Here is a 14,368-nt window from a genome sequence, read left to right as displayed (position 1 = left end):
CTGTCATAACCGATGAAGAAGAGCCGACAGAGGCAGGGATGGCGGGGATCCGGAAGGCGCCGACGGGGGTCGAGGGTTTTGACGAGTTGACGCTGGGTGGGCTTCCCGCCGGCCGGCCGACGCTCGTCTGCGGCTCCGCCGGGTGCGGCAAGACGCTTTTCGCCTCGACCTTCCTCATCAACGGGGCGCGTGAGTTCGACGAACCGGGCGTCTTCGTCACCTTCGAGGAGCGGCCCGAGGACATCGTCGACAATGTCGCCTCGCTGGGCTTCGCTCTGGATGAGCTGGTCGCCGAGGGGCGGGTCGCCTTCGAGCATATCGCCCTCGACCCCTCACAACTGGCCGAGGCAGGCGATTACGACCTCGAGGGGCTGTTCCTGCGGCTGGAGCTGGCGGTCGATTCCGTCGGCGCGAAGCGCATCGTGCTCGACACGGTGGAGAGCCTGTTTTCCGCCTTCACCAACCAGGCGATCCTGCGTGCTGAGATCCGGCGCCTCTTCGACTGGCTGAAGCAGAAGGGCCTGACCGCCGTCATCACCGGCGAGCGCGGCGACGGCGCGCTGACGCGGCAGGGCCTGGAGGAATATGTCTCCGATTGCGTGATCCTGCTGGACCACCGCGTCAACAACCAGGTCTCCACCCGGCGCCTCCGGATCGTGAAGTATCGTGGCTCGGCCCACGGAACCAATGAATATCCGTTCCTGATCGACACGGACGGCTTCAGCGTCCTGCCCGTCTCCTCGGTCGGGCTCCAGCACAAGGTGTCGGAGGATCGCATCGCTAGCGGCATTCCGGACCTGGACGCGATGATGGAGGGGGGCGGCTTCCATCGCGGCTCCTCCATCCTGCTGACCGGCGTCGCGGGCTCGGGCAAGAGCACGATCGTCGCTTCGTTCCTGGCCGCCGCGTGCCGGGCCGGGGAAAGGGCGCTCTACATCTCCTTCGAGGAGTCGGGCCCGCAGACGATCCGCAACATGCGCTCCGTCGGGATCGATCTCGGCCCCTGCGTGGAGAGCGGCCTGCTGCGGATGCTGGCCGCCCGCCCGACCTTCTACAGCCTTGAAATGCATCTCGCCGTGATCCTGCGCGAGGTGGTGCGCTTCCGCCCCTCCATCGTGGCGCTCGATCCGATCTCGGCCTTCCTCGATGCCGGCGATCCGCTCGAGGTGCAGTCCATGCTGCTGCGGATCATCGACTTCCTGAAGTCGAATGGAATCACCGGCGTGTTCTCTCACCTCGCGCATGAGCAAGGGCGCGCGGAGACGGATGCCGGGCTGTCCTCGCTGATGGATGGCTGGATCCTGCTGCTGAATCGCGAGGCGAGCGGCGAATTCAACCGCGAGCTTTATCTGCTGAAGGCGCGCGGTATCGCTCATTCCAATCAGGTGCGCGAGTTCGTGATGGACTCCGAGGGCATCCGCCTGCTCGATCCCTATCTGGGCGAACACGGCGCCCTCACCGGCTCGGCTCGCCGGGCGGAAGAGGCGCGGGCGCGGCGCGATGAAGCGGCGCGCCGCGCGGCGGTGGAGATCGAGCAGCGCAAGCTAGCCCTGCGGCAGCGGCGCACCGAGGCGCAGGTGGCCGCTCTGCAGGCGGAACTCGAGATGGACACGCTGGAACACGAGAACTCGCTGGAAGCGGAACGTGTCCTGCGCGGTGCGATGGACCAGGACCGGCAGGACATGGCGCAGGCGCGGCGCAGGACGGGGCGGCAATGACGGGCAATCAGGACGAGGACGGCGCAGGCATCCTGCGGCTGACCCTCTATGTAGCGGGGCAGACGCCGAAATCCGTCGCCGCCATCCGCAACCTGGAGCGGATCTGCGCGGAGCATCTCGGTAGCGATTCCTATGCGATCGAGGTGGTGGACCTTCGCGTCTCGCCGCATCTGGCGCGGGAGCACAACATCGTCGCAATCCCGACGCTGGTGCGGCAATTGCCGGTGCCGATCCAGAAGATCATCGGCGACCTGTCAGACACGCAGAAGGTGCTGGTGAGCCTCCAGGTGGATCGGGAGGGCTGAGCGTGTCCGCTCCCGAGCTGTCCGAGCTGCGCCGCCGCCTAGCCGAGGCGGAGGACACGTTGCGCGCCATCCGCGAGGGCGAGGTGGACGCGCTGGTGGTTCGGAGCGTCGAACGGGAGCAGGTCTTCCATCTCGTCGGCGGTGACGAGACCTATCGCGCCTTCATGGAATCCATGGAGCTGGGCGCGGCGGCGCTGGATGCGGATGGCCGCCTCCTCTACGTCAATGCCGCGCTGCCGGGGCTGCTTGGCGTCCCGGCAGGAATGTTGGAGAGCCAGGGCTTGCTCGAGACGCTGGGCGTCGCGGGGGCGGCGCTGCGCGATCTGCTGGCGCCAGAACAGAACTGCCGGCGCAGCGCCGAGGTAACGCTGCAACTTGACGGGAGGCAGCGCCACCTCCTGGTCACGGCGGCGCCCCTTCCCCTTCCCTATGGCGAAGGCCATGCCCTGACCTTCACCGATATCACCCAACGCCTGGATGCCGTGGCGAGGGAGGAGAGCGAACGCATCGGCCGCGCCATCATGGCCTCCGCGATAGAGGCGGTGGCGGTGTGCGACGCGCAAGGCATCGTCTCCCATGCCAGCCCGGCCGCCACGCAGATGCTGGGCGTCTCCCCGCTGGGCCGACCTTTCAGCGAAGCCTTCCCCCTCGCCTTCGCGCCGGGCGCCGGGGCGATGGATGCGGGCGACCTCGTGGCCGTCGCGCTGCGTGGCGGCGCGGCGCGTGCGATGGAGGCGACGCTCCGCACGGCGCAGCGCACGCGCGACATCCTGCTCAGCGTCTCGCCGCTTCGGAAGGCGGGCGGCGCGGTGGGCGGCTGCATCGTCACGCTGATGGACGTGTCGGAGCGGCGGGCACTGGAGAAGCGCCAGGAACTGCTGATGCGCGAGCTGGACCACCGCATGAAGAACATGCTGGCCCTCGTGCTCTCCATCAGCGCACGCACTCTGGAAGGCGCGACGGGGCTGCAGGACTTCGCGGAGCGCTTCACCCAGCGACTCTCGGCCCTCGCCGCGACGCAGGACCTCCTGGCAGGCAAGGTGCTGTCGGGCCTGTCCTTGCAGCAACTCATCGCCGCCGAGGTGGCGCCCTACGTGTCCGCCCTTTCCGCCCGCATCTCGATGCAGGGGCTGGAGGTTGAGGTGTCGCGCGACGCAGCGGTCGCGCTCGGCCTCGTCTTCCATGAACTCGTGACCAACGCCGTGAAGTACGGCGCCCTCTCGAACGAGAGCGGGCGCGTCTCCATCCTTGGGCAGCGTCTCCAGGATGGCGGGCTCGAGATCCTTTGGGAGGAAGCGGGAGGCCCGCCGGTCCGCCCGCCCGCGCGACGCGGCTTTGGCGAGACGGTGATCGCCCGCGGCCTCGGTCAGTTCGCCGGCGGCGGCACGACAGTGGAATACCGCCCGGAAGGCGTGACTTGCCGCATGCTCCTCACCGCCGAAAGCCTGGGCTGACAGGCGCTAGCCCGCTTTCGTTTGGCGCAGCGCCGCCGTCGTCTCCTCGTCCAGTTCGATCTCGCCCGAGGAGGCGCGCCAAGTCACGGCCCAGGGGCCTGCGGGCCGTCCTGCACGGACGCGCAGCAATTCCAGCGACCAGCGCGGATCGGCAAGACCACCGATCCCGGCGATGCCGCCGACGCGCCACCGCGATGCCGTGCCGGCCAGCGGCGGCTCCTCCTCCGTCCGCAGGATGAGGCCGACGCCGCCCCCCGCTGCGGCCGCAAGCTGCAGGCGCCGCTGCGCGGACAAATCCGGCTCCGCCCCACCCAGCAGCAACACCCCGGAGATCGCCGGGCTTCGCAGGGCCTCCTCCATCGCCCAGAGTGCATCCATGGGACGCGACGCCTGCGCCAGCACCAGCCGGTCCGGCGTTAGGCCGAGGGCGGCGAGGCCAGGGGGCCAGGGCGCGAGCAGCAGATCATCGGAGATCCAAAGCACTGTGCCCCCGCTGCGTCCCAGCACCATCGCGCTGAACGCGGTCCCGGAACCGATCGCCGTGGCGCGGATCTCATGCACCGCCGCGCGGGCGATGCCGGGAAGGCCGGGTGCCAGAGGGATCTCGCCAGCTTCAGGTGCCAGGTTGTGCCGGGCGACGCGGGCGCGCAGCGCGGCCAGCACCGCGGCGCGGTCCATCCCACGCGGATCGAGAGAGGATTCCTGAGGAGCGGGCGAATCGGGCATAGGCCGGCGACGCTGACACGCACCTCAGAACGGATCAAGAACTTATCGTTGGATAAACCGCCCCCGGCGCAACGCGTTCCTTCCGCGACGGCGAGCCGTTACCATCAGCATAAGGATGCCACGCCATGGGCCTGTTCTCGAAGCCGATCAAGACCCTCGACGACCTGTTCGTGCACACGCTGCAGGACATCTATTATGCCGAACAGCAGATCGCGAAGAACCTGCCGACCATGATCTCCAAGGCCGGTGACTCACAGCTCAAGCAGGGGCTGGAACAGCACCTCACGGAGACGCAGAACCAGATCAAGCGTCTGGAGCAGGTCTTCCAGATGCATGGCCAGGAAGTGAAGGGCACGACCTGCGCCGCCATGGACGGCATCATTTCCGAGGCAAAGGACATCCTGGGCGACGTGTCCGACCAGGACGTGATCGACGCCGCCATCATCTCCTCCGCCCAGGCGGTGGAGCATTACGAGATCACCCGCTACGGCACGCTGATCGCCTTCGCCAAGCAGCTTGGCCGCCATGACTGCGCCAGCGTCCTGCAGCAGAATCTCGATGAGGAATATGCCGCGGACAAGAAGCTGACGGCGGTGGCCGAGAGCCGGGTGAACCGCAAGGCTGCCTGAAGCGACGGAGGGGGGCTAGCCCCCCTCCCCCAGCAGGAAACGGGCGATGGCGTCGCGCTGCGGCGCCGTCGCTGGCCCGGCCGGACTCATCCAGGTGCCGGGGAAGGCCTCGTCCGGATCGGCGAGGAACGAAGCGAGCGACGCCGCGTCCCAGCGCCGTCCCGCCTCCCGGCCTGCCCGAAGGGTGGGTGAATAATCGAACCGCGCATCTCCAGCGACGCCCCGCGCAGCAAGACCTGCGAGGTTCGGTCCTGCGCCCAAGGGCGCGCCCGGCGTGACGTCATGACAGGACGCGCAGTGGCGGCGGAACAGCGCCGCCCCCTCCTGCGCCATGGCCGGATGCGCCAGCAACACCAGTAGGGCCAGCGCCCTCACAGACCGTACTGGATTCGCACGATCCGGTCGGTGCCGCTTTCGCCACCCCAGGCCTCGCCCTCGATCCCATCCATCTGTCGCACGTTCGCGCCCGGCCGGTCGGAGGGGAAGGACAGGAAGGACTCGTTGGCGGGGTCGAAGCGCACGATGGCGTTGGCCGGGAAGTCGGTCAGCCAGACCTTGTCCGATGGATCCACCCAGACCGAATAGGCGCGCGGCCGCTCGCCAGGCAGGCGCCACTGGCGCCAGGACCCGTCGCGCGGGTCATGCACCGAGACGTTGCCGCTATTCCATTCGCTGATCCACAGCCGGCCCTGGCTGTCGCTCCAGACGCGCCGCGCGCCCTGGTTCGGTGTCGGGGGCTCCAGGATGCGGATGCGCGCCGTCTCCAGGTCCTCGATCTGCGCGAGGTGGTTGCCCGCCAGCGAGACGTACCAGATGCCGCCCTGCGGCGTCTTGGTGATGCCATAGGCGCCAGGCCCGCGCGGCGCCTCCCAGACATCCATGCGCTCCGTCGCCGGGACGAAGCGGCCGACCACGCCGTTCTGCCCCGTGAACCAATAGGTGCCGCGGTCGTCGAACACGCCGGTGTTGAGGTTCGCATTGGCGAAGCGCTCGGGAAGGTTCCAGAGCTGCACGCGATGGTCCGAGGGATCCACGCGGGCGATCGCGTTCTGACCGCCCTCCGTCACCCAGGCGGCGCCGTCAGGCCCGCGCACCACCCCATGGGGCGCCGCGCGCTCCGCCCCGCGGACGCGCAGACCCACCACGCGGATGGAGCCGTCGCGTGGGTCGAGCCGGTTCAGCGTTCCGTTGCGCTGGCCGCAGAACCACATGGTCCCGTCGCCCGCGGCAGTGACGTCGCGCGAGCCGACGCGCCCGCCACCGGGCGCGGCCGCGTTGAAGTAGGTGACGCGGAAGCCGTTGGGTACGGCACCGGCCGGAAGAGCCACCAGCGCGGCACCAAGTCCGAAAAGGGAGCGACGCTTCATCCTGGCCTCCATTGCCTGAATCACGTTGCGCCGCGTTCCGGATCCGTTTTCACACGGCGAGCGGCCAGGAAGATAAGGTGCCGCTTGCCGGGGCGTGAAGCGGAACCGGCCCGGGGGGTTCTCTTTTTTCTGGGGACCGCTCAGCCGTCGCGCGGGCGGATGCGCGCGTCGGGGCGCGGCCCGCCCTCACCGGGGCCGAGCGGCATTCCCGCCGGCATGCGTTGTGCCTGCCCGGCGCCAATCGAGAGCAGGAAGGCCGCAGCGTCACGCGCCTGGGCTTCGGTCAGGCCCAGATTGGGCATTGCGGTGCCGGGCGACATGGCCTGCGGGTCCAGCAGCCAGGCCACCAGCGTGTCGGGCCGGTTGGGGAAGCGCCCGGCGAGCCAGCCGCGCCGCGACCACTCCGCGAGCGGCGGCCCGGCCCAGGATACGGCCCCGCGCACGCCGGGAATGACGTGACAAGCGCCGCAGCCATGCTCCGCGACGACGACGCGACCGGCATCGGCATCGCCGCCCGCCACGCGAAGCTCCGGCGGGGGCTCGGCGTCGCAGGCGATCAGCGCCAGCAGCAGGGGCAAGGTCAGCGCGCGCAATCGGTGGCTCCGGGCCTGTCCCTCCGGCAACATCAGCCCCAGCGTGGGGTTGCGCTCACGCCTCGCCCTCGCCCGCCACCTCGACCTGGCGCTCCAGGGTTTCGCGCACCCAAAGCTTCTGGACGGCGACGTAGCAGACCACGGTGATGGGCGCCGCCAGCACCACCCCCGGCAGGCCGAACACGGCCCCGGCGGCCACGATGCCGATGAGCAGGACAAAGGCCGGGATGTTCACCAGCCGCTCCTCGACCACCGGGGTGATCATGTTGGTTTCGACCTGCTGGATCACCACGAAGGCGCCGATTGTCCAGAGCAGGACGGATCCCCCCTGTGCCGCAGCCAGCATTACCGCAGGGACTGCTCCCACCACGGCGCCGATCACCGGCACGAACTGCGCAACCCCCGCGAAAAGCCCGAGCGCGAGCGGTGCGGGCAGGCCGATCCACCAGCAGGCAAGCCCCGCCGCCGTGCCGATGATGACCATCGCCACGAGTGTCGCGAGCAGGTAGCGGCGCAGCACGGTGCTGAGCGTGTCGAGCATGTCTTCCACGCGCGCGGTCTGGTCCTTGGGGAACAGCTTCACGACACCGGCACGGTAGCGCTCCGGGTCCGCGGCCAGAAACCCGCCGCCCACCACGGCGAGGATGAGCGCCGTCGTCGCATCCACCAACGCGCGCCCAAAGCCGGCGACCTGGCCCAGGATGTTCTCTGGCAAGGCATCAGTGCCGCTTGGAAGCTCGATGCCAAGACGGCTCTCCACCTCGGCAAGCGCACGCGGCAAACCGGTGATGAGCTGCGTCACCTGACTCGCAAGCTGGGATCCGACAAGGAGGCCGCAAAGTCCCAGGAATGCGACGATGAGCAGGGCCGAGATGATCAGCGCCCAGCGCCGCCGCAGCCCGGTATACTTGCAGATGAGCTCGGCACAGGCGCTGAGCAGCACGGCGACGAGGAGCGAGGCGAAGCCGATCAGCAGCGCCTCGCGCACCGCCCAGAAGGTGAGCAGAAGAACCACGACGCCTGCGACGATCAGCACTCGGCGGAGAAAGTTCCGCTCATCATCGCTTCGGTCCGGCATCGCATCGCTTCCCTGCATCGAAGCGTGAAGCCGCCAGGATCGGGAAGGTTGCGCCCCTTCAGCCGCCGACCTGTTGCAGCCAGTCGGCGAGGTTGTAGTAGTTCGTGACGCGGGCGATGCGTCGGTCCCGGAATTCGAAGAAGGCGCCGACAGGCAGGACGTAGCGCTGGCCACGCGCTGCGGGCAGGCCCTCATCGGTCGTCAGGTATTGACCGTGGATGGTGAACTCCGCCGCCGCGCGCGCCCCGTCGGACGAGGTCATGACGACGAGATCCTCGACGCACTCCCGATAGGCGCGCTCCATGCGGCCAAGGAATGTGCGAAAGGCGTCGCGGCCTGTCTCCCGCGTGCCCTGGTTCACGTCATGCGCCACGTCCTCGGTGAGGAGGGAGAGCATCGCCTCCCAGTCGCCGCGGTTGAAGGCTGCGTAGTAGTCGCGGATCAAGATCTCGGTGGTCATGCCGAGAGAGGTGCCATCTCCTCCTCCATCGCGGCAAGCACCGCCGCGGCGGCGGCGGCGCGGCACGGCTCGATCACCGGAACGCCGGCCGCCTCCCGCGCCACGGCGACGTGGCCGGCCATGCCGGCGCAGCCCAGGATCACCACCTCGGCCCCTTCATCGGCGAGGCGCCGCGCGGCTTCCGCGATGCGGCGTTGCGGCGCGACAGGGTCGGTGAGCGCCTCCATCGGCAGGTTGAGCGGCACCCAACCCGCCATGCGCGCCTCCACCCCCATGCCCGCGAGGATGCGGCGATGGCGCGGCAGGGAGGCTGAGGTGAAGCCGATCACGCCGAAGCGCTCGGCACGGGCCAGCGCTGCGGCGACGGCGCAACGAAACATGCCCAGCACCGGCCGGTCCGTGACCGTGCGCGCCGCTTCCAGGCCGGGGTCGCTCACGCAGGCGATCACATAGGCGTCGGCCGGCGTCGTCTCGATGACGCGGCACAAGGGCTCCGCGACGCGGAACCAGTCGCGCCAGGTGACGATGGCGGGAGGGCCATCTTCCAGCGAGGTCACCTCCAGCCCTGGGCCGAAAGGTGCGATTGCGTCCGCGATGCCCGCCGTGCAGGCGGACGATGCGTTGGGATTGATGAAGAGGATGCGCCGGGCCATCACCAGAGCATGGCAGGCGTTGCCCGTTCTTGCCACGCCGGCCCGAAAGGTAGCATTGTGCAGCGCAACATGCCCGACAGTCACCCCGCTGAGCACCTGCCCCACGAGGCGGGCGCTCCCCTGCCGTACCCCTGGCCTCGCCTGCCGCTTGCCCAATCCATGTGGCGCGGCGCGCTCAATCGCTGCCCCATCTGCGGCGAAGGCAAGGTCTTCAAGGGTTTCCTGCGCGTCGTCGACCGCTGCGAGGTATGCCAAGCGCCGCTGGGCCGCCTGCGCGCGGACGACGCACCGCCCTATTTCACCATCTTCCTGGTCGGCCACCTCCTTGTGCCGCCGATCTTCTGGCTGGAGCGCGCGCAGGAGCCACCTTTCTGGTTCTATCTCTTGGTCGGATTGCCGCTTTTCGCCATCCTCACCACCCTGCTTCTGCGCCCCGTCAAGGGCGCGACGGTCGGGCTGATGGTGCGGCTCGGCCTGGAAGGCTGAGCGTGGCGCAACCCTGTCTGGTTCGCATCGAACTGCCGGGCGCGCCGCCGCCCCCTTCCGCCTATGCCGAGGCGGACCGGCGGCAGGCGGTCGAGGATTTGCTGGCGGGCAACCGCTTCGATCCGACAGGGCTCGGTCCCGGCCCGTTCGGCCTGCACCTGATGGTGCGGGAGGGGCGCCTGATCCTCGATATCCGTGACGGAGAGGACCAGCCTCTGAGGGCGATCATCCTCGTGCTCGGGCCGTTCCGACGGATGATCAAGGACTACCACATGCTGGTGGAGAGCCACGAGCAGGCGGTGACGGAAGGCGCGATGGATGCCCGCGTCCAGGCCATCGACATGGGGCGGCGTGGCCTGCACAACGAGGCAGCGGAGTTGCTGCAAGCCCGACTGGAAGGCCGGATCGCGGTGGATTTCGAGACGGCCCGGCGCCTCTTCACCCTGATCGCGGCGTTGCACGCGCGGGTCTGACTACGACCACAGCACTGGCACGAGCGACAGCACCAGCAGCAGCGCCATCGCCAGGTTGAAGCGTCGAAGCGCTGCCTCGCTGCGCAGGAAGCGCGCGGCGCCGACCCCGGCCAGGGTCCAAAATGCTACCACCGGCAGGGTCACCGCTGTGAAGATCGCCGTGAGCAGCGCGGCCTGCACCAGGAAGGCGCTGCCCTCGCCGGTCGCATAGGCGGCGATGCCACCCAGGGCGATCATCCAAGCCTTCGGGTTCACCCACTGGAACAGCGCGGCCTGCAGGAAGGAGAAGGGGCGCCCGTGCGCCTCCTTGCCTGTTGCGGGCACAGCCGTGGCGATGCGCCAGGCGAGCCACAGAAGATAGGCGGCTCCGACCCAGCGTAGGACGCCGTTCAGCCAGGGCAGGAGGCGCAAGGCCTCTCCGGCGCCCAGCGCGACGGCGAGGAACATGAATGGAAAGCCCAGCGAAATGCCGAGGATATGCGGCACGGTGCGGCGGAAGCCCCAATTGGCGCCGGAGGCCGTGACCATCGCGTTGTTCGGCCCCGGCGTAGCCGCCATGGCGAAGGCGAAGCCAGTGACGGCAGCAAGCCAGCCAGCGCCTTCCATGAGATCCTCCTCACTCCATATAGGACAGCAATGCTGCCCCAACTGGTCAGTCCACTGCAACCACGCCCCTTGGGTGGTCGCCGCGGACCCGGTATGCGGCAGCGACATCACGAGGGTCGGCGCATGAAGATCAACGGCGTTTCCTATCGCTCTGTCTGGCTGGACCGCGAGGATGGCTGGTCCGTCCGCATCTTCGACCAGACCCGCCTGCCCTGGGAGGTCGCGCCCCTGCGCCTCACAACTTGGCGGGAGGCCGCGCATGCCATCCGCACCATGCAGGTGCGCGGCGCGCCGCTGATCGGTGCCGTCGCAGCCTATGGCGTCGCGCTGGCGATGCGCGAGGATCCGTCACAGCTGGACGAAGTGCTGCGTGAGTTGGCCGAGACCCGTCCGACCGCCATCAACCTGCGCTGGGCGCTGGAGCGGCAGAAGTCGCGCCTGCACAATCTTCCTCCCTCCGAGCGCGCCGAGGCCGCTTATGCCGAGGCGGCCGAGATCGCCGATGACGACGCGGAAACATGCCGCCGCATCGGCGAGAATGGATTGCCGCTGCTGGAGGAGATCGCAGCCCGCAAGGGAAAGGTGAACGTGCTGACCCACTGCAACGCCGGATGGCTGGCCACGGTGGATTGGGGCACGGCGCTGGCCCCGATCTACATGGCCCACGACAAGGGCTTGGACGTGCATGTGTGGGTGGATGAGACGCGGCCCCGCAACCAGGGCGCCGCGCTGACTGCCTTCGAACTGGGCGCGCACGGGGTGAAGCACACCGTCGTCTCGGACAATGCCGGTGGCCACCTGATGCAGCACGGAGATGTGGACATCGTGATCGTCGGCACCGACCGCGTGACGCGCACGGGGGATGTGGCCAACAAGGTCGGGACCTACCTCAAAGCGTTGGCGGCGCGCGACAACGGGGTGCCCTTCTGGGTCGCCCTGCCCCACTCGACCCTCGACATGACGGTGCGCGACGGCGTGGCCGAGATCCCGATCGAGGAACGTTCGGGCAGCGAGGTGACGGAGGTGACGGGCCGCACCGCCGATGGGCGGATCGAGACGGTGCGGGTGGTGGCGGAAGGAAGCGAGGCGGCAAATCCCGCCTTCGACGTGACGCCGGCGCGGCTGGTGACGGGGCTCATCACCGAGCGCGGGCGTTGCGCGGCTAACGAGGCCGCGCTGCTGGACCTCTACCCCGAGAAGGGGTAGCGGCGCTTCAAGCGTGGATGCGCGCCACTTCGGAGGCGCGCCCGCGCTCCAGCAGCACCATGCCGAGCACGAGCAGCGAGCCGCCCGAGGCCACCAGGGCGGCCGGCAGGAAGGCCGAAGCACGCAGGACATTCGCGCCCCCGGACAGGACCATGAGAACGACGCCAAGCACGAGGACGAGGCCGGAAAGGGTGAGGGCGAGGCCGAAACGTTGCATGGGCGGTCACTCCTTGAGAACCGTGACGATCGATTCCTGACCCCCAATCAGGGCGAGACTGTGGTAGGCCCTGCCGCAATCCCTGCATGTTGCGCAGATCAGACCGGCATGGAAGGCTGCGCTGCACCGCAAACCTTCACGGAACAGGAGCCGACGCATGCGAGTTCTTCTCGCCGGCATTCTTGCCGCCACGCTCTCCACCACCGCCATGGCACAGCAGGCGCAGCCACCGCTGCGATGCGGGGTGGACGGCACCTTCGCCCCGCATGCTTTCCCCTCGCTCCAGGGTGGCGTTCAGGGCTTCCAGATCGACCTGTTCCGCGAGGTCGCGCGCCGCATGGGCCGTGAGATCACGATCGAATCGGCCAGCTTCGGCGGGCTGATCCCAGCCTTGAACGCCGGGCGCTACGACTTTCTATGCGCCCCCACGACCGTGACGCGGGAACGCGCGGAGAACCTGCTCTTCACCGAAGGCTATCTCTGGACCGCGCTGCAATTCGGGATCCGCCGCGGCACGACGCCCATCCGGTCGGAGGAGGATCTGCGCGGCAAGGCGATCAGCGTGAACAAGGGCACGCCCTACGAGGCGTGGGTCCGCAACAATGCGGAGCGTCTGAACCTCACCCTGCTCGCCTTCGACACCCAGCCGGATGCGGTCCAGGCTGTGCTGTCGGGCCGGGCCTACGCCAACCTCTCCGGCAACACGGTCGTGCGCTACTCCGCGTCGCGGACGCCGCAATTCGTGGCTGACTGGGTGCTGCCGGGGACGCAGCTCCACTGGGGCACGCCCTTCCGCCGCGACTCGGGGGAGCTGCGCCGCCAGGTCGAGGACGTGCTGGCCTGCATGAAGCGCGACGGCTTCATCGCCCGCATCTCCGAGCGCTGGTTCGGTGATCGCCCCGGCCCCGACCAGGCCGAGAACATCGTCTTCCCCGGCTATGGCCCGCCCGACCTGCCCGGCTACGACCCGACGCCGCAGAATCCGAACTGCGGGTGAGCTTCGCTGACAGCTTCCTGAACCTCCGCGTCGCGGTCGAGCACGGGCCGAAGATCATCGAGGGGATGGGAGTGACCGTGGTGCTGGCGGGCTGCGTCATCGCCACCGGGCTCGCCGCGGGGCTCGGCCTCGCGGTGCTGCGGGCGCTGGGGGTGCGGCCGCTGAACTGGCTCATCATCTTCGTGGTGGACCTGTTCCGCGCCGTGCCGCCGCTGGTCGTAATCGTGCTGCTGTATTTCGGGCTGCCGGCCGCCGGCATGGCGCTGAACGGGTTCGTCGCGGCGTGGCTCGCCCTGTCGCTGGTGCTGATGGCCTTCGCCGAGGAGATCTTCTGGGCAGGGATCACCACTCTGCCGAAGGGCCAGTGGGAGGCATCGCGCGCCCTGGGGCTGCGCTTCGCGCCGACCTTCTTCCTGGTCGTGCTGCCCCAGGCCGTGCGCATCGTGATCCCGCCCCTGGTGAACCGCACCATCGCCATCACCAAGGGCACGGCGCTGGCCAGCGTGGTGGCCGTGCCAGAGATCCTGGGCGCGGCGCAGGCGGGCGTGTCCTTCTCCTTCAATCCCACTCCCCTCACCCTGGCGGCGCTGGCCTATCTGGCGCTGTTCCTGCCAGTCGTGGTGCTGGGGCGCTGGGTGGAGCGGCGCTGGCATGTTCGCTGACGCCTTCCTGAACACCGAGATCCTCCGGGAAGCCTGGCCCATCCTGCTGGATGGCTTGGGCCGGACGGCGCTGCTCTCGGCGCTGGTGGTGCCGCTGGGCCTGCTGGGCGGGCTGATCCTGGCGCTGCTGTCGCTGACGCGGCGACGCTGGTTGCGCTGGGGCGTCGCCGTGTGGGTGGACGTGTTCCGCGCCCTGCCACCCCTGGTGCTGCTGGTGGTGGTCTATGCCGGGCTGCCCTTCGCGGGGGTGGAGGTCTCGGCCTGGCAGGCCGTGGCGACCGGCTTCTTCCTGAACACCGGGGCCTATTATGGGGAGATCCTCCGCGCCGGCATCGCCTCCGTCCCCAAGGGGCAGATGGAGGCCGCGCGCTCCCTCGGCTTGAGCCGACCGCATGCACTGGCACTCGTCGTGCTGCCACAGGCAGTGCGGAACGTGCTGCCCGACCTCGTGTCAAACACGCTGGAGGTGGTGAAGCTGACCTCGCTCGCCGCCGTGGTGGCCCTGCCCGAGTTGCTCTTCCAGGCACGGCAGGCGCAGAGCGTGACCTACAACGCCACTCCCATCGTCGCAGCGGCGGTGATCTACTTCCTCCTGCTCTGGCCCTTCGTGCGGATGCTGTCGCGGCTGGAAAACCGGCAACTCGCTTCCCGGCGCTAGGCCGCACAAGACGGTTTTCGTTGCCGCCCCTTCCGTCTATGGAAGCGCCAGCTCAAGAAAATAGCCGGGGAGCGCAGGGG

At 68.9% G+C, this 14,368-nt stretch carries 19 protein-coding genes; 10 read left to right on the top strand and 9 right to left on the bottom strand.

Annotated elements, in window-relative coordinates:
* Positions 1-38 precede the first annotated feature (38 nt).
* The 3 genes from kaiC to JTJ31_RS00690 are packed head-to-tail and all read left to right on the top strand — an operon-like array spanning position 39 to position 3,477.
* Positions 39-1,718 carry a circadian clock protein KaiC gene (gene kaiC / locus JTJ31_RS00700; protein ID WP_236019752.1) on the top strand — a complete coding sequence of 560 codons (1,680 nt, stop codon included), beginning with the start codon at positions 39-41 and terminating at the stop codon, positions 1,716-1,718.
* Positions 1,715-2,023, top strand: coding sequence for a circadian clock KaiB family protein (locus JTJ31_RS00695; RefSeq protein WP_207536673.1), 309 nt, complete (start codon positions 1,715-1,717; stop codon positions 2,021-2,023). The genes kaiC and JTJ31_RS00695 overlap by 4 nt, the downstream gene beginning before the upstream one ends.
* A gap of 2 nt (positions 2,024-2,025) precedes the next feature.
* On the top strand, positions 2,026-3,477 hold the full coding sequence (locus JTJ31_RS00690) for a sensor histidine kinase (RefSeq protein ID WP_207536672.1): 1,452 nt from the start codon (positions 2,026-2,028) through the stop codon (positions 3,475-3,477).
* A 6-nt stretch (positions 3,478-3,483) separates the two neighbouring features.
* Here JTJ31_RS00690 and JTJ31_RS00685 read toward each other — a convergent pair whose 3' ends face one another.
* The gene (locus JTJ31_RS00685; protein ID WP_207536671.1) at positions 3,484-4,155 is read right to left on the bottom strand and encodes an ImuA family protein; all 672 of its coding nucleotides are present in this window, start codon (positions 4,153-4,155) and stop codon (positions 3,484-3,486) included.
* Positions 4,156-4,328: 173 nt separating this feature from the next.
* Between JTJ31_RS00685 and JTJ31_RS00680 the strand changes: the two genes are divergently transcribed.
* Complete coding sequence (locus JTJ31_RS00680) at positions 4,329-4,832, top strand: YciE/YciF ferroxidase family protein (RefSeq protein ID WP_207536670.1); 504 nt, start codon at positions 4,329-4,331, stop codon at positions 4,830-4,832.
* A gap of 15 nt (positions 4,833-4,847) precedes the next feature.
* Here JTJ31_RS00680 and JTJ31_RS00675 read toward each other — a convergent pair whose 3' ends face one another.
* The 6 genes from JTJ31_RS00675 to JTJ31_RS00650 all read right to left on the bottom strand — a co-directional run bounded on the left by JTJ31_RS00675 (position 4,848) and on the right by JTJ31_RS00650 (position 8,983).
* Positions 4,848-5,207: a c-type cytochrome gene (locus JTJ31_RS00675; RefSeq protein ID WP_207536669.1), complete on the bottom strand. Its 360-nt coding sequence runs from the start codon at positions 5,205-5,207 to the stop codon at positions 4,848-4,850.
* The gene (locus JTJ31_RS00670; RefSeq protein WP_207536668.1) at positions 5,204-6,199 is read right to left on the bottom strand and encodes a Vgb family protein; all 996 of its coding nucleotides are present in this window, start codon (positions 6,197-6,199) and stop codon (positions 5,204-5,206) included. The genes JTJ31_RS00675 and JTJ31_RS00670 overlap by 4 nt, the downstream gene beginning before the upstream one ends.
* Positions 6,200-6,339: 140 nt before the next feature.
* Positions 6,340-6,792: a c-type cytochrome gene (locus JTJ31_RS00665; RefSeq protein ID WP_207536667.1), complete on the bottom strand. Its 453-nt coding sequence runs from the start codon at positions 6,790-6,792 to the stop codon at positions 6,340-6,342.
* Between the two features lie 55 nt (positions 6,793-6,847).
* Complete coding sequence (locus tag JTJ31_RS00660; RefSeq protein ID WP_207536666.1) at positions 6,848-7,870, bottom strand: AI-2E family transporter; 1,023 nt, start codon at positions 7,868-7,870, stop codon at positions 6,848-6,850.
* Between the two features lie 58 nt (positions 7,871-7,928).
* Positions 7,929-8,330 (bottom strand): ketosteroid isomerase-related protein, encoded by a 402-nt coding sequence (locus tag JTJ31_RS00655; protein WP_207536665.1) that lies wholly within the window; start codon positions 8,328-8,330, stop codon positions 7,929-7,931.
* Positions 8,327-8,983, bottom strand: a complete 657-nt coding sequence (locus JTJ31_RS00650; RefSeq protein WP_207536664.1) for an aspartate/glutamate racemase family protein — start codon at positions 8,981-8,983, stop codon at positions 8,327-8,329. The genes JTJ31_RS00655 and JTJ31_RS00650 overlap by 4 nt, the downstream gene beginning before the upstream one ends.
* A 69-nt stretch (positions 8,984-9,052) precedes the next feature.
* Here JTJ31_RS00650 and JTJ31_RS00645 point away from each other — a divergent pair, with 69 nt between their 5' ends.
* Positions 9,053-9,469, top strand: a complete 417-nt coding sequence (locus JTJ31_RS00645) for a DUF983 domain-containing protein (protein ID WP_236019751.1) — start codon at positions 9,053-9,055, stop codon at positions 9,467-9,469.
* Positions 9,466-9,942: a UPF0262 family protein gene (locus tag JTJ31_RS00640; RefSeq protein WP_408015375.1), complete on the top strand. Its 477-nt coding sequence runs from the start codon at positions 9,466-9,468 to the stop codon at positions 9,940-9,942. The genes JTJ31_RS00645 and JTJ31_RS00640 overlap by 4 nt, the downstream gene beginning before the upstream one ends.
* On the opposite strand, the gene JTJ31_RS00635 is transcribed toward JTJ31_RS00640, so the two are convergent.
* On the bottom strand, positions 9,943-10,548 hold the full coding sequence (locus JTJ31_RS00635; RefSeq protein WP_207536662.1) for a LysE family translocator: 606 nt from the start codon (positions 10,546-10,548) through the stop codon (positions 9,943-9,945).
* Between the two features lie 123 nt (positions 10,549-10,671).
* Between JTJ31_RS00635 and mtnA the strand changes: the two genes are divergently transcribed.
* Positions 10,672-11,754, top strand: a complete 1,083-nt coding sequence (gene mtnA / locus JTJ31_RS00630; RefSeq protein ID WP_207536661.1) for an S-methyl-5-thioribose-1-phosphate isomerase — start codon at positions 10,672-10,674, stop codon at positions 11,752-11,754.
* A 7-nt stretch (positions 11,755-11,761) separates the two neighbouring features.
* Here mtnA and JTJ31_RS00625 read toward each other — a convergent pair whose 3' ends face one another.
* Complete coding sequence (locus JTJ31_RS00625; RefSeq protein WP_207536660.1) at positions 11,762-11,971, bottom strand: hypothetical protein; 210 nt, start codon at positions 11,969-11,971, stop codon at positions 11,762-11,764.
* A gap of 157 nt (positions 11,972-12,128) precedes the next feature.
* Between JTJ31_RS00625 and JTJ31_RS00620 the strand changes: the two genes are divergently transcribed.
* Genes JTJ31_RS00620 through JTJ31_RS00610 form a run of 3 tightly spaced genes read left to right on the top strand, consistent with a single transcriptional unit; the run spans position 12,129 to position 14,288 of the window.
* Positions 12,129-12,968, top strand: coding sequence for a transporter substrate-binding domain-containing protein (locus JTJ31_RS00620; protein ID WP_207536659.1), 840 nt, complete (start codon positions 12,129-12,131; stop codon positions 12,966-12,968).
* Entirely contained in the window at positions 12,965-13,630 is a 666-nt protein-coding gene (locus tag JTJ31_RS00615) for an amino acid ABC transporter permease (protein ID WP_328805618.1), read from the top strand. Before JTJ31_RS00620 ends, JTJ31_RS00615 begins: the two co-directional genes overlap by 4 nt.
* A complete protein-coding gene (locus tag JTJ31_RS00610) occupies positions 13,620-14,288 on the top strand; it encodes an amino acid ABC transporter permease (RefSeq protein WP_207536658.1) in 669 nt (222 codons plus the stop codon). The genes JTJ31_RS00615 and JTJ31_RS00610 overlap by 11 nt, the downstream gene beginning before the upstream one ends.
* Positions 14,289-14,368: the final 80 nt, after the last annotated feature.

This window comes from Sabulicella rubraurantiaca, from assembly GCF_017355885.1.
GTDB classification, from domain to species: Bacteria; Pseudomonadota; Alphaproteobacteria; order Acetobacterales; family Acetobacteraceae; genus Roseococcus; species Roseococcus rubraurantiacus.
Note: the sequence above shows the minus strand (reverse complement) of the source record. Positions and strands in the feature narration are given on the sequence as shown.